At 51.0% G+C, this 14,650-nt stretch carries 12 protein-coding genes; 5 read left to right on the plus strand and 7 right to left on the minus strand.

What is annotated here, in order from left to right; translation table 11 throughout:
- Positions 1-188: 188 nt before the first annotated feature.
- From pgl to gnd, 3 genes are all read right to left on the minus strand, one after another.
- Positions 189-917 (minus strand): 6-phosphogluconolactonase, encoded by a 729-nt coding sequence (gene pgl / locus OO017_RS03725; protein WP_266051103.1) that lies wholly within the window; start codon positions 915-917, stop codon positions 189-191.
- A gap of 20 nt (positions 918-937) precedes the next feature.
- Positions 938-2,446, minus strand: a complete 1,509-nt coding sequence (gene zwf / locus OO017_RS03730) for a glucose-6-phosphate dehydrogenase (protein ID WP_266051104.1) — start codon at positions 2,444-2,446, stop codon at positions 938-940.
- 130 nt (positions 2,447-2,576) lie between these two features.
- Positions 2,577-3,995, minus strand: coding sequence for an NADP-dependent phosphogluconate dehydrogenase (gnd, locus tag OO017_RS03735; RefSeq protein ID WP_266051105.1), 1,419 nt, complete (start codon positions 3,993-3,995; stop codon positions 2,577-2,579).
- A gap of 289 nt (positions 3,996-4,284) precedes the next feature.
- Between gnd and OO017_RS03740 the strand changes: the two genes are divergently transcribed.
- A complete protein-coding gene (locus OO017_RS03740; protein ID WP_266051106.1) occupies positions 4,285-5,040 on the plus strand; it encodes a DUF72 domain-containing protein in 756 nt (251 codons plus the stop codon).
- Between the two features lie 50 nt (positions 5,041-5,090).
- Here OO017_RS03740 and OO017_RS03745 read toward each other — a convergent pair whose 3' ends face one another.
- Entirely contained in the window at positions 5,091-6,971 is a 1,881-nt protein-coding gene (locus tag OO017_RS03745) for a gamma-glutamyltransferase family protein (protein WP_266051107.1), read from the minus strand.
- A 181-nt stretch (positions 6,972-7,152) separates the two neighbouring features.
- On the opposite strand from OO017_RS03745, the gene OO017_RS03750 reads away from it, so the two are divergent.
- Both OO017_RS03750 and OO017_RS03755 read left to right on the plus strand, forming a co-directional pair.
- A complete protein-coding gene (locus OO017_RS03750; RefSeq protein WP_266051108.1) occupies positions 7,153-7,827 on the plus strand; it encodes a M50 family metallopeptidase in 675 nt (224 codons plus the stop codon).
- A gap of 83 nt (positions 7,828-7,910) precedes the next feature.
- Positions 7,911-8,525, plus strand: coding sequence for a MarC family protein (locus OO017_RS03755; protein WP_266051109.1), 615 nt, complete (start codon positions 7,911-7,913; stop codon positions 8,523-8,525).
- A gap of 4 nt (positions 8,526-8,529) precedes the next feature.
- On the opposite strand, the gene OO017_RS03760 is transcribed toward OO017_RS03755, so the two are convergent.
- The 3 genes from OO017_RS03760 to OO017_RS03770 are packed head-to-tail and all read right to left on the minus strand — an operon-like array spanning position 8,530 to position 12,229.
- A complete protein-coding gene (locus tag OO017_RS03760; RefSeq protein ID WP_266051110.1) occupies positions 8,530-9,405 on the minus strand; it encodes a universal stress protein in 876 nt (291 codons plus the stop codon).
- Positions 9,402-11,063 (minus strand): BCCT family transporter, encoded by a 1,662-nt coding sequence (locus tag OO017_RS03765; protein WP_266051111.1) that lies wholly within the window; start codon positions 11,061-11,063, stop codon positions 9,402-9,404. The genes OO017_RS03760 and OO017_RS03765 overlap by 4 nt, the downstream gene beginning before the upstream one ends.
- A gap of 17 nt (positions 11,064-11,080) precedes the next feature.
- On the minus strand, positions 11,081-12,229 hold the full coding sequence (locus OO017_RS03770) for a putative porin (protein WP_266051112.1): 1,149 nt from the start codon (positions 12,227-12,229) through the stop codon (positions 11,081-11,083).
- A gap of 588 nt (positions 12,230-12,817) precedes the next feature.
- Between OO017_RS03770 and OO017_RS03775 the strand changes: the two genes are divergently transcribed.
- The gene (locus OO017_RS03775) at positions 12,818-13,771 is read left to right on the plus strand and encodes a sugar phosphate isomerase/epimerase family protein (RefSeq protein WP_266051113.1); all 954 of its coding nucleotides are present in this window, start codon (positions 12,818-12,820) and stop codon (positions 13,769-13,771) included.
- Positions 13,772-13,822: 51 nt separating this feature from the next.
- On the plus strand, positions 13,823-14,626 hold the full coding sequence (locus OO017_RS03780; protein WP_266051114.1) for an NIPSNAP family protein: 804 nt from the start codon (positions 13,823-13,825) through the stop codon (positions 14,624-14,626).
- Positions 14,627-14,650 lie beyond the last annotated feature (24 nt).

Consider the following 14,650-nt stretch of genomic DNA (forward strand, 5'->3'; position numbering starts at 1 on the left):
GTTTAGGTCCAGCCTGTAAAACGATGTGTTTGGCTTCAGGTTAGCGGTATCGGCGTGGGTTTATACTTTTATACTTCGTGATGAATGATGTGTATAGGGTTTACCGTTCTCGATGCGTTCACGACAAATCCAAAGTATAAAAAAACTGCCTCTCATACTTAAAGGAGAGGCAGTTTCATACTGTAGTCTTATTTAAACTTTTCTAACCGCGAAGCGGCTTTATCATCCACATACCAATACAACGACCCGTTTAAGGGATTTATGAGCTGCGACGGGTATTGCTCCGGGTTGCGCTCGCCTTCCAGCACCTCGTGCAGCGCCTGGGCTTTGCCATCTCCAAACGTCATGAAGAGGACCCTTTTGGCCTGGTTAATAAGCGGTGCGGTTAAGGTGATGCGGTACATGGACTGTGGCGCCAGGTAATAGGCCTGCACCCAGCTGGATTTCTCCTGAAGCACCTCGGTACCCGGAAACAGAGAGGCCGTGTGGCCGTCGTCGCCCATGCCCAGCAAGATCAGGTCGAAGGCAGGGGACTGGTCCTGGAAATGGTCCTTCAGGATCTGCTCATACTTTTGAGCATACTTCTCTGGCTCCATTTCATCCCACATCGGGTAAATCTGCTCCTGCGGTACAGGTACCTTATCGAGCAGCAGCTCTTTGGCCATTTTGGCGTTGCTTCGCTCATCGGTTAAAGGCACCCAGCGCTCATCGCCCCAGAAAATATAGGTTTGCTGCCACGGCACCTGCTCTTTGTACGGAGCCTGGGCCAGCAGTTGGTACAGTTGCTTCGGGGATGATCCTCCGGTTAAGGCCACCGTGAAACGGCCATTTTTCTGCACCGCCTCCTGCGCCGCCTGCACAAACAGTTCGGCTGCCTGCTGGCTGAGGTAAGCTGTATCTTTAAAGATGGTAACCATACGTGTAAGTCTTTTAAATTCTACTTCGCCTGTGCCACGGTCCAGGTATGGCCTTGGCGCGCAATTAATGCCTCGGCGTTCTCCGGGCCCCACATGCCGGCCGGGTAGTTCGGGAATTCCAGCGACGGCCTTGATTCCCAGGTTTCCAGGATCGGCGTAATCACATCCCAGGCTACTTCTACCTGGTCAGAGCGCATAAACAAAGTGGCATCGCCTTGCATGGCATCCAGCAGCAGGGTCTCATAGGCTTCCGGCGATTGCGATTGGTGCGAGTACGCGTTAAAGTCGAACACCATCTCAGCCGGGGTCAGGGCCATATCCAAGCCTGGTTTTTTGGCTATAAACCTCAGGCGGATATCCATTTGGGGTTGTATGTTGATGATCAGGCGGTTCGGCAGGATATTATCCGACATGGCCGACGGGAACGTGAGGTGCGGCACAGAGCGGAACTGCACGGTAATGGAGGTCGTTTTCTCCTGCATGCGTTTACCGGTGCGCAGGTAAAACGGCACACCCTGCCAACGCCAGTTATCGAGATAGAACTTAATGGCGGCGTAGGTCTCTATCGTAGAGTGCGGGTCTACCCCGGCCTCCTGGCGGTAGCCTGGCACCTGTTTGCCTTTCATCCAGCCCGGGCCGTACTGCCCGCGAACGGCATACTTGCCCACCTCCTCACGCGAGAGGCGGCGAACGGCTTGCAGCACATCCACTTTTCTGTTACGTATCTCCTCGGCCTCGAAAGAGATGGGAGGCTCCATGGCGACCATGCATAGCAGCTGCAGCAAATGGTTCTGGATCATGTCGCGCAAGGCGCCGGCTCCCTCGTAGTAGCCGCCGCGGTCTTCCACGCCAACCTCCTCTGCCACCGTTATCTGCACGTACTCAATGTAATTCCTGTTCCAGAGCGGCTCAAAAAGGGCGTTGGCAAAGCGGAAAGCAAGTATGTTCTGTACTGTCTCTTTGCCCAGGTAATGGTCTATGCGGTAGATCTGCGACTCCTGGAAAGTGCGGGTCAGGAGTTGATTCAGTTCCTTGGCTGATTTCAGGTCATGTCCGAAAGGTTTCTCCACCACAATGCGGTCAAGTTCCGGGTTGCTGGCAATACCCACCAGCCCGAGGTTTACGGTAATTGCCTCAATAAAACGGGGCGATACGGAGAGGTAGAACATCCTGTTGGCGCGGGTGCCCCACATAGCTTCTATGCCCTCAATCTTATCAGCCAGCTGTCTGTAAGACTCCGGGTCGTTTATATCGGACTGCAGGTAATAGATGGAGCTTTGGAAGGATTCCCACTGTTCGTCGGTAGGCTTGCCGCTGCGCGAGAACTGCCCCAGTCCATCGCGCAGGTGCTGCTGGTAATCATCGTCGTTAGGTTCAGAACGCCCTAAGCCGATCACGGCGAACTGCTCCGGCAGCCATCCATCCAGAAACAGGTTGTAAAAGGCAGGTATGAGTTTTCGGTTTGCCAAATCTCCGGTACCGCCGAATATAACTGCAATGGTGGGGGCCGTTTTTTGGGTTTCTTTCATCAGGTGTTATGTAATTGGGTATTTAACGGAGCAAAAATCTTTATAGTAGTGCGTAGCCGGTGCAAAGGTAAAGTATGGTTACTTCTGATTTCTCATTATACCTCTAAAAAAGCCTGCCGAGTTTAGAAATTTAGCTCCACTGGGTATGGAAAATGCCTTCCTGGTCCACCCGCTCATAGGTATGGGCCCCAAAGTAATCCCGCTGCGCCTGGATGAGGTTGGTTGGCAGTGTCTCGCTTCGGTAAGCATCAAAATAGCTGAGGGAGGCCATAAAGGCAGGCATCGGTATACCTTTGTCTATAGCCAATTTCAGGATGGTTCTCGTATCCTGCTGACGGTCCAGCAGATCCTTTCCTACTTTCGGGTCGAGGAGGAGGTTAGGCAGCTCGCTGTTCTTTTCGTACGCCTGACGGAAGTCCTCCAGGCAAACGGCCCGGATGATGCAGCCTCCGCGCCAGATCTTGGCCACCTCCTGCAGCTGCAGCCCATAGTTATAGGCTTCAGAAGCCACACGCAGTTGTGCCATACCCTGAGCGTAAGTGGAAACCATGGCGAAGTAAAAGGCATTTTGCATCTGGCTTACGATTTCCTGCTTACCGGTGTTAATACCCGTTTCGAAAGTATGATTTGGCAACAGTTTGGCCGCCTCCACACGTTCTTCCTTATACTTCGACATATCGCGCATCAGCACGGCCATGTCTATACTTGGCACAGGCACCTGCAGGTCCATGGCGTTCTGTGAGGTCCATTTGCCGGTTCCTTTGGAGCGGGCCCTGTCGGAGATCATACTTACCAGGCGCTTTCCTGTCACCTCATCGGTCTTCTGCAGTATCTCGCCGGTTATCTCGATCAGGAAAGACTGCAGCTCCGTCTGGTTCCACCCCTGAAAGACAGATTGCAGCTCCTCGTCAGAGAAACCGAATCCGCGCTTCAACAGGTCGTAGGTTTCGGCAATCAGCTGCATCACACCGTACTCTATGCCGTTGTGCACCATTTTTACATAGTTGCCGGCCGAGCCATTTCCCAGGTAAGTAACGCAAGGCTCCCCGTTTACCTTAGCTGCCACGGCCTCAAAAATTGGGCGCAGTCGCTCGTAGGCTTCACGGTTGCCGCCCGGCATCATACTTGGGCCGAAACGCGCCCCTTTCTCCCCACCGGAAATACCCATCCCGAAAAAGTGGATGCCTTTATCGGCCAGCCCCACCACGCGGCGGTCAGTGTCCGGGAAGTATGAATTGCCACCGTCCACAATAATATCGCCCGGCTCCAGGAGCGGAAGGAGGCTGTTGATAGCTGCATCCACCGGTTTACCGGCCGGCACCAGCAGCATGAGGGCGCGCGGCCTGCGAATTGATTTCACAAAGTCTTCGGCGGAGGTGGTGCCACGAACGGGTTTTCCGGCACCGGCTTCAGCTTCCAGGGCAGCAGCCTTCTCCGGGTCCAGGTCCAGTCCTATCACCGAGATACCATGATCAGCCATATTAAGTAAGAGGTTTCTCCCCATAACACCGAGGCCGACCATTCCGAATTCATATTGTGAGTTATTCATAAGCAGGAGTAATGTTTAGATAGTTGTGGTTCAAACAGTGTAAGCAACTTTGGGCACTGCATCCGCAGTTGCGCCCACGTTACCGATCAATGCGTTTGTTTTATAAGGTAAAGCTACAACATAAAATAAATCTATTCATCAATTCGAGTCAATGTATTAGCTGAAAAAGGGTGCAGGCTATACTTAGGGTGTTTAGTGGAGGGCTTTGTAGAAGTATAACCTTGGCATAGTATGATAGTTGTAACCGGGGCAAGGCAGCGAAGTATATGTTATCTGTTATACTTATACTATGTCGGAGATACCAAATTTATACATCGGCACCTCGGGCTGGAGTTACCGTTGGCAGGAGGTTTTGTACCCGCCCGAGATGAAGTCTGCGGAGTTTCTTAGCCACTACGCCACCCGTTTCAACGCTACGGAAATAAACAGCAGCTTCTACCACTTCACCATGCCGAAAACCATCGAAAAGTGGTTGTCGCAGACGCCGGCGCATTTTAAATTCGCCCCGAAGCTTAACCAGGAGATCACGCACAAGAGGAAGTTCCGGGATATTCAAGAGCCCTTGCAGAAGTTTATGTCGAGGTACCTGCTGATGGGGGAGCGGCTGGGGCCCGTGCTGGTGCAGATTGCCGGGAGCTTCCGGTACGACAGGCTGGTGGCGGAGGATTTTTACCGGACTCTGCGCGAGCTTTACCCAGACAAGGTGTTTGCCTTGGAAGCCAGGCATGCCTCTTGGTTTACGGAAGAGTCGCTGGAACTGCTGCGGGAGTATGACATTACAATCGTGATGGCCAGCGCGGGCAAGCGTTTTCCGGGTACGGAGGCCACTACCACCAACACGGCATACCTGCGCCTGCACGGCGACGAGAAATTATATGCCTCAGCCTACGCCGACGACAAGCTGGAGCGCTACGCCTATATGGTGAAAGACTGGCTGCAGGACGGTAAGAAAGTATGGGTATTCTTTAACAACACCATTACCGGAAACGCCGTGACGGATGCTGGCAAACTCCGCCACCTGGTCGAAACGCTTTCAGTGTTGTAAACGCCATCCGCTACATATTTAAACCTGGTAGTGGATGGCGTTCATAGTATTTACCAACCAATTCCGTAATCCTCGCCGTGGTTGCTGGAGCCTCCCCAGAAGCTACCATGCTCCCAATCAAAGTAAATGGCATTGATAGGGCCGCTGGTGCGATCGTCAAAGCTTAACGTATAGCCCAGTTTCTTTAGCTCCTCCCGCACGTTTTCTGGGGTGCTGTCGTGCAGCAGGATATGCCCGGGCTTGGGCTGTCGGTCCGCTGTTTGTGTACCTCCTAAAGAGAGCCAAAGCTGGTTTGTGTTGAAGTTAGCGGCTTCGGCTGCCTGCTGCACCGTCATGTTGAACTCTACCACGTTCAGGAAAAACTGCAGCAGGTTCTGGTCCTGCGTGTCGCCGCCCTGCACCGCAAAAGACAAGTATGGCTTGCCGTCTTTCAGGGCCATGGACGGGGTTAGCGTTACCCGTGGTCTTTTGCCCGGCTCTACCACATTAAAGGGATTCAGGGCAGGATCAAGTACAAAGCTTTGCATGCGCTGGCTCATACCTATACCGGTGTTGCCCGCGATTGTGGCAGGTATCCAGCCACCGCTCGGGGTTATAGAAACAACCCATCCCTCCTTATCGGTGGCCTCAATAGTGGTGGTGCCTCGCCACAGCCTGTCCTGATACTCGGTCATCGATGAGCCGTTGCGGATGTCGTGGGTAGGAGCAAAGTTCCGTTTTGTCGTGTCTATCTCATACCCTCTCTCTTTCAGAAGTTTTAAGTATGGGTTTTTCTTTCCTTCAAAAGGGTAAGGGTCGCCGGGGCCAACCTGAGGATTGTTCTTATCATATTGGATAAGGGCTGCGCGCTGTTTGGCATACGCATCACTCAACAGGCCTTTCATGGGTTCTGCCGGAGCAAAGTATGGATCCCCGTAGTAGAAGTCGCGGTCCGCAAAGGCAAGATTCATACTTTGATAAAGCGTATGGATGTACCTCGAGCTGTTGTACCCCATCTTCTTCAGATCAAAGTTTTCAAGGATGTTTAGCGCCTGCAGCATAACAGGCCCTTGTGTCCACTGCTGTAGCTTGTACACGTCTATACCTTTGTAATTCGCCACCAGCGGCTCTTCCTCCAGTGGCTTCCAGTTTGCCAGGTCCTTCATCGTGATCAGCCCACCTTGCTCTTTGCTACCGCGCACAAACTCTTTGGCAATATCGCCTTTGTAAAACCTGTCGTAGGCTGCCATGATGGCCTCTTTGCGGCTCTTTCCTTTTTTCAGAGCGGCTCTTTCCGCTTCCACAAGTTTGGTAAGCGTGTTCAGTAGGTCCTGCTGCACAAATATCTCACCTGCTTCCGGAGCCTCCCGCTCTTCGCCAGGGTGTGTCAGGAACACCTTTTTACTGTAAGGCCACTGCTTAATCAGCTCTTTATTGCGCTCAATACTGTTGGCTGTCTGCGCTTCCATAGGGTACCCGGCTGCCATTTCCATAGCAGGTGCCAACACCTGTTCCAGGCTGAGGGTACCGTAATTGGCCAGCATGTGCATCAAACCTCCGGGGGTGCCGGGTGTTGTGGCTGCCAAAGGGCCATTCTCAGGCGGAAAATTGTATCCCTTGCTTTTGAAGAACTCAGGCGTGGCACCGGTTGGGGCAACTCCCAGGGCGTTAATGGCTATTACTTTCTTTGTTTTAGGGTTGTAGATCAGCGCCTGCGTTTCCCCGCCCCAACTCAGCACATCCCACATGGTGCAGGTGGCGGCAAGCATGGTGCAGGCAGCGTCCACAGCGTTGCCCCCTTTCTGGAAAGTCATGGCCCCTGCAGTGGCAGCCAGAGGTTTACCCGTTATGGCTATCCAGTTTTTGCCGTGTATCACTGGCTTTTGGGTTTGCTGTGCGGATACAGGAAGTACAGCGGCGATTAAGAAAAACAGTGTGAAGAAGTGTTTCATATCGGTAGAGATTTAACCTATAAGATTACGGAAAAAAGGGAAAGTATGCCAGTGGCGATACATTTATGCCGCTCTGGTTGAGTAAAATAGCGGAGAGAGTATGCCTTGGCGGGATTTGCCGCAGGATGAAATGTGAAACTAAGTTGAATCTTAGGTTTCAAAATTCGTAACAGATACCGATATGTTTGGAATAAACGATTTACCGAAGTTCTTATTTGCCTTCTTCCTGGTGCTGCCCATTATCTCTTTTGTGCATGAGGCCGGTCACGTGTTCTTTGCCTGGCTGATGGGGGGTAAAAATATCAGGGTAACGGTAGGAAGTGGGAGAGTGCTTTTCCAGGTGGGGATCCTGGAGGTTCGGCAGTACTATTTCTGGTATGGCCTCTGCACGTTTGATAACCTGAAGCGAAACCAGCGCTTTGCCCATATTCTTATTTTTGCAGGAGGTTCGCTTTTTAATGGATTGGCCGCGGTGGCGGTGGTATACCTGATCGAAAACGAGGTGCTGGAAGCCGGCATACTTACCTACCAGTTCACCTACTTCTCTTTATACTATGTTTTCTTTGCCCTGCTGCCCATGCCTTACCCGGACGGTAACTACAGCGACGGCAAGGTTATAATTGACCTGATCCGAAATAAGGCGCCTGTGAAAACCTATCGGGTGCAGTGGAATGAGGAGAAAAAACAGTGGTGTGTGCTGGACCATGACAGGAAGCTGATAGAGGCTTTCGAGGAGGAGGAGCAGGCACTGTCGAGGGCGCATGAGGTGGCGAAGCAGGACAGGCCCAGCCGGTTAGTAAGCACCAAAAGCGGCAAAGAAACAGAGGTGCAAAACTATCCGAAAGTGCCACTCTAAGTTTGTGCTAAAGCATTTTCTGGAATCTTCCTGCCTCTTGTCCCGTAACTCCAAGTTCATAAAATCCATACTTTAACTTACCTATGATAGCCGCTATACTTAGTTTTCTGGTAATGCTGAACCCCTTTGCGCTTTTCCTTTACTTAAAGCCTGTAATGAGCGACTTGTCTGAAGCTGACTTCAGGGCTGTGTTTCTAAAGGCTTCCGTAATCTCTTTCTCTATTTTCGTGGTGTTCCTGTTGTTAGGAGATGTGGTTTTTCAGAAGGTGTTTCGCATTAACTTTGAGTCGTTCCGGATATTCGGCGGCATTGTGCTGTTCTCTTTTGCTTACATTTTTATTGTGCAGGGCAAGAAGGCATTTATCCAGATCAAAGGCGATCTGCATGACCTGGCCTCTGAAATTGCCTTACCTTTTATGGTAGGCGCGGGTACAATCTCCCTCACTGTGCTGATGTCGGAAGAGCTTCAACTATGGCAAGGCGTACTGTCGCTCTTCCTGATCATGCTCATCAACTTTGGGTTTATTATGGGCATGAAGCAAATACGGCGTAGCATGGGCTCTAAAAAAGTACAGCTGGCTTTCGATAAAAATATGGAATTGCTCCTGCGTATAAACGGCTTCTTCCTGGGTGCCATAGGCATAGACATGGTCGTGACAGGAATCACGCACCTGATAAATGGAATAGGCAAAGTATAGCCTCCTACTTGATCACCTCTTCAGAATACACTAGCCAGATAGGGATGTCTATGTCCATGTTATAGAGTTCGGTTGGCACACTGCCCAGGCTCAGGGATGGAATGGGGTTATGTCCCTTCAAACCGACGACCAGCAGATCGTGTTTTCCCTTCTGCAGCTGCAGGTTAATGCGCTCTGCCACTGTTTTTCCGGCGGCCCGCACCAACGTGTAAGGTATGCCGGCTATCTCTTTATGGCGTTTTTGCATGTCCGTAAACCGCTCCTTTACTACCTCCTCGGCTTTTTTTATCGCTTTCTCTTCCGAAATAAGAGGAAAGTACTGGGTAGGCAGTTTATACACGTGCATAATATCCAGGGCAAGCCCCAACTGGTCGGCCAGGCTTTTGCTCAGGTGAAGTGCGTGTAGCGACGTGTCCGAAAAATCAATGGGCGTGAGCACACGGGCAATCTTGAAGCTGGCCGTTTCCGGGAATACCAGCACGCTGCAGGGCAGGATCCGCAGCAGTTTCGTGCCCAGGGCTCCTGTACTTTTATCGCTCATGCGTTTGCCCAGCAGTGTCAGCTTTATCGTGTAGCGTTTTACCAGGTCAGCAAGTATAACTTCGGTGTTGGGCTCCTCGCTTACCAGAATCTCATAGTCGGTGCAGTTAGCAAAATGCTCTGTAACGATGTCAGCTATGTTGCCTTCAATCTCGTCGCTTATATTCACGTCACCAAAGTACTCCCGGAAATCATCGCTCAGCTCGGAAGTCTTGATGTTGTGTACAAAGTATACTTTTTTTACCGGCAGGCGCTCACAAACCGAGCGTGTAAATCTTACCAGCGTTTCGTCTATATCGCTCAGGTCCAGGCAGACCATCATGGAATCAATTGCAATCATGGCTTTGGATTATGGGGAGTATCGTCTTTACGTTCTACTGGAGTTTTCACGTCATGCTTTACGGCACGCTTGGCTATTACCTCGGCTACAAGCTGCTGGTAATCTTTTCGCTGCTGCGCCTTGCCGAGCTTGGTCTCTTCTGTGAGTTCCTCGTTCAGGCCTCTATACAAGCTGTAGCACATTAAAAGCAGGATGAGCGCGAAGGGCAGACCCGTTATGATGACGGCGGTTTGCAGGGCCTGCAGCCCACCGCCTATCAGGAGTACCGCTGCTATGGCACCCTCAGCCAAAGCCCAGAAAACACGGACACCCACAGGGGAGTCGGGCCTCCCGCCGGAGGTTAAGCTGTCTACTACCAGCGAGCCGGAATCTGAGGAGGTTACAAAGAAACCAGCCACCAATATAATGCCTATCACCGAAAGAACAGTGGAGAACGGCAGCTGCTCGAAGAATACAAAAAGTGCTGTTGAGATATCTGCTGCCACAGCCTCGGCTACTGCCGTTTCACCGGCCAGTACCTCCCGCAAAGCGGTACTGCCAAACACGGTCATCCACAGGAAAGAGAGCAGCGATGGCACGATCAGTACTCCCAGGACAAACTCCCGGATGGTACGGCCTTTTGAAACACGGGCTATGAAAATGCCGACAAACGGCGCCCACGAAATCCACCAGGCCCAGTAGAACACGGTCCAGCCTCCCTGCCAGTTCCGGGTTGAATATGCCTCGTTCCAGAAAGAGAGTTGCAGGAAACTGCCGAGGTAGGAGCCGGTATTCTGAACATAGGAACCAAGTATAAAAACAGTCGGGCCTAAAAACAGCACCGCCAGAAGTATAACCAGGGCAATGCGAATGTTCCACTCGCTCAGGATGCGTACGCCCTTGTCTACCCCCGTTACCACAGATACTGTGGCGATGGCTGTTATGCCGGCTATCAGCATGATCTGTGTAGTTACGTCGCTGTCGATGGCCGGAAAAACATGATGCAGACCGGCCGCTACCTGTTTTACACCCAGGCCAAGTGATGTGGCCAAACCGAAAAGTGTTGCCAGTACCGCCAGTATGTCGATAACATCGCCGATCAACCCATGGATGCGTTCGCCCAGAAAGGGGTAAAATACGGAGCGCACGGTTAAGGGTAACTTACGGCTGTAGGTAAAGTATGCCAGCGAGAGCCCTACCAGCGCATAGATCGCCCAGGCATGAAAGCCCCAGTGCAGGAACGTAAAGTTCATGGCCTGCCTGGCTGCGGCAGGTGTGCCGGGTTCGCCCAGAGGGGGTGTCTGAAAGTGGTTGATGGGTTCGGCTATACTCCAGAATAACAAGCCGATGCCCATACCTGCGCTAAACAGCATGGCAAACCAGGAAGAGGTGCTGAACTCTGGTTTCGCCTCTTTGCCCCCTAGCCGGATGTGCCCGAACTTACCGAAGGCCATATAAAGGCAGAATACCACAAACACGTTCACACTAAGTATGAACAGCCAGCCCATGTTGGAAGTAACCGAGGCCTGTGTTTCACTGAAAAATGCTTCTGCGCCTTCCCGGAAGGTAAGCACAAGTGCTATTATGATGATCAGGATAACGATAGAAGACCAAAACACCGGGCCGTTTACTTCCAGGCCCAGCGACTTCTTTGTATCACTTCTTGCTACTTTACTCATTAAAATAATCTGTTATATCAGAAATAATATCCAAAGTTGATGTTAAAGCGCATATGCCAGTCTGTTTCGCCTGCAGTGCCCGTGGTGAACGCATTGGTCCACTCTGGCCCTAACCAGGGCTGGTTATATCCAAAGGCGGCATCGGTATAGATGTACATAGGGCCGGCCGTGAACAGAGCCCCCAACACATTTATGTGTGAGTTCTCATAGCCGCTTACCCGTTTGTTGTAATAGCCATAGTTGTTATAGATGTCGATTCCCTGCAGCAGCCTTGTTTCTAGGGGGATATGGTACGATATGCCCGCCGTGTAGATTTCCCCCTTGCTGGCTACGTTATAGTTGGCCCCGTAAGCGCCCATCTCCACAAAGTCAAGGTCGTTGCCATTTGCATACTTGGGATTAAAGCGGTAAAGCATGGCTTGTAGCTTCACATTCCACGGGTTGCTGGGTGTTTTATACTCGTAATGTACGGCGGCGGCATAGCGGGTGCCATTCTCCTCTGTGTCCAGGTTGTAGAGCAGCCCGCCCTGCGCGGAGATGCCCAGTTCATGTGCCAGGCTGTCGCCCATGCGCCGGACTATCTTAAAGTCCAGCTGGTTGTTTTCTTTGTTGCGGCCGGTTATGTCGTAGGAGTAGCGGTTTGGGCTGGCCTCCGCAGCGCTGAATACCAGATCCTCGGCACTTTTGTAGTAGGCAGCCTGCCATTTCCAGAGCCCCGTGTCGCGTATATACTTTACACCCATATCGTGGTCATCCTCAAAACCTACGTAGTAAGTCATGTTGAAGAACCAGTTGTTGGAGTTGTACTGCTGAATACCGAAGGGCACCTGGTTCAGCCCGACCTGTATTTGAGATGCGTCTGAGAAATCATACTGGAACCAGCCCTGCTTGAGCATGCCCCCTCCAAAGCCCTCGGCGTAGTGCCGGTACTCGGCGTTCAGCTTAATGCCTTTGTAGGCCGCCTCCACATTTACACGAAAAATATCATAACCGAAGTCTCCGCCACGTTCCAGTTGGTCTTCTTTCCAGGTGGAGAGGTTATAGTTGAAGCGAAGCGCACCTCCAACCTTGAGTGTAGGCTTGTCTTCTGGATTATCTTCCGGAGCCTGTGCAAAGCACTGCATGCTGGTCAGAAAGGCAACTGTGAGAAGTAAAAGTTTATGCATAGCTCTGGATACATTTCTGTATGGATATTTAACTTACCACTTATTGGTTGGACGGTGTTTAGTTTGAAATGTTGCTGCCTGGCCACGATTCCATATATTCCAGTCCTAAATCTAGTGGGTAAAAAGGGATAAGTTGTAGGTGTGATTTTAACGCTTCCTGAAGAAGAAGGCATCCTATCCGGCTTAAAGTATAAACCTGCAATTTTATACTTGCCTTTTACTACCGGGCAGGTTGCAGCACTTCCGCTGGGAAAAGCAACAGAACAGATGAGCCTTATGGTAAGATTGCAGCACGCAGTTTGATTGCACCCAATTTTTGCCGCCTCAACACAGTTTTATGCCCAACCTTTAGTTGTTTTGCCAAGCATTCCGGTTCTAAGGGAGACGGTGTAGGCTAGCCGCCCGAAGGTTATGCATTGCAGTGGCGCCAAAGTCTTAAAGTATGGCTGATGTCCGGAATCTAGTATATGGGGTATACCTTATAGGTTTTCGCTGAAATAATTTGCCTTATACTATATAAAAGTTTAGTTTCCAGTAAGTTTTGCTTCCTATATCCTCAAGTATAAACCTAACCTTAAAACAAAGCTTATGTCAACTGATCGTCGCAAGTTCTTACAGCAAATGGGCAGTGTAGCTGCCGGTTTAGCGGGTGTTTCACTTTTAGGTCCTGGAGCCTTTGCCATAGAGCCATCCAAAAAGTTGTTCTTCAAGTTATCGCTGGCCCAGTGGTCGCTGCATAAATCCTTGTTCAACAAAGAGATCGATACCCTTGACTTTCCGGGGCTGGCAAGGAAGGTGTATAAAATTGATACTGTAGAATATGTGAACCAGTTCTTTAAGGACAAGGTGAATGATCAGCAGTACCTGGCGGAGCTCCTGAAGCGCAGCAAAGGCAATGGTGTGCTCAACAACATGATCATGATCGACGTGGAAAACGACCTGGGCGACCAGGACCGGAACAAACGCATGGAGGCTGTGGATGTGCATAAAAAGTGGGCGGACGCCGCGAAGTATCTGGAGTGTAACATGATTCGGGTAAATGCCTTTGGTGCTGGAGGTAAACAAGAGGCAAAAGAAGCTGTAGTGGATGGACTGGGCAGGCTGGGAGAGTACTGCAATGAGATTGGGATTGAGCTTGTTACCGAGAACCACGGTGGCTTGTCGTCAGACGCGGACTGGCTGGCTGATGTGCTGCGGCAGTTGGATAAGCCTTACATTGGTTCCTTGCCAGACTTCACGAACTGGTGCATTAAGCGGGAGGGACCCGGCTTCTGGGACGGCAAGTGCATCGAGGAGTATGACCCTTACAAAGGTGTGGCAGAACTGATGCCTTTTGCCAAAGGTGTCAGTGCCAAGGCCTTTAACTTCGATAAGCAGGGCAATGCCATGGAGATTGATTACCCTAAAATGCTGAAAATAGTGAAGGACGCCGGCTTTACAGGCTATGTGGGCATTGAGTACGAAGGGGAGAGCCTTCCAGAAAAAGAGGGTATTCTGAAAACAAAAGCACTGCTGGAGCGGGTAGGCGCCGCAATGAGTTAAAAGCCTTGCTACCAGTTGTATTTTATACTTTCCGGATATATTAAATCAATCATGATGAATTTTAGAAGAACCGGCTTTATAGCCTTTTGCCTCTCCGTGTTTGCACTTATCTTTTTAAGCCAGATAAATAGCTTTGCACAGAAGCAATCTTACTACCAACTCAAAGTATACCACCTGAAAGACAAGGAGCAGGAGGCGCGGCTGGACCACTATCTTGAACAGGCTTACCTGCCGGCCTTGCACCGGGCTGGCATTAAGCAGGTAGGGGTGTTTAAACCTGCTAACGAGGTAGATCAAAACCACTCTTCAGAGCCAAAGGTGTATGTGCTGCTACCCTTTACATCGCTGGAGCAGTTTGCAGGGCTGGAAGACAAGCTGGCCCACGACAAGAAATACGCCGCTGCTGGCGAGGCGTATATTCAAGCCGCCCACGATAAGCCGTACTATCAGCGTATCGAAACAAGCCTGATGCAGGCCTTTGCCGGTATGCCTGCCATGAAGGCCCCGAACCTGGCCTCATCCCCGTCGGAACGGATCTACGAGTTGCGAAGCTACGAGGCAGCCACTGAAAAACTCCATCAAAATAAAGTAGACATGTTTAACAATGGTGAAATACAGCTTTTTGACAGGCTTGGCTTTAATGCTGTTTTCTACGGGAAAGTGCTGGCAAGCAACAAAATGCCCAACCTGATGTACATGACGAGTTTTGAAAACTTTGCTGATCGTGAGGCACGCTGGAAGAGCTTTTCGCAGGATCCGGAATGGAAAAAAATGTCCGCTATGCCGGAGTATGCCAATAACTTTCTGCGGGCGGATATTTACCTGCTGCACCCGACCAACTATTCCGATATCTAGTGCTGCAACCGGAGTAAACCGCCT

Origin of the sequence: Pontibacter anaerobius, assembly GCF_026241195.1 — a bacterium.
GTDB classification, from domain to species: Bacteria; Bacteroidota; Bacteroidia; order Cytophagales; family Hymenobacteraceae; genus Pontibacter; species Pontibacter anaerobius.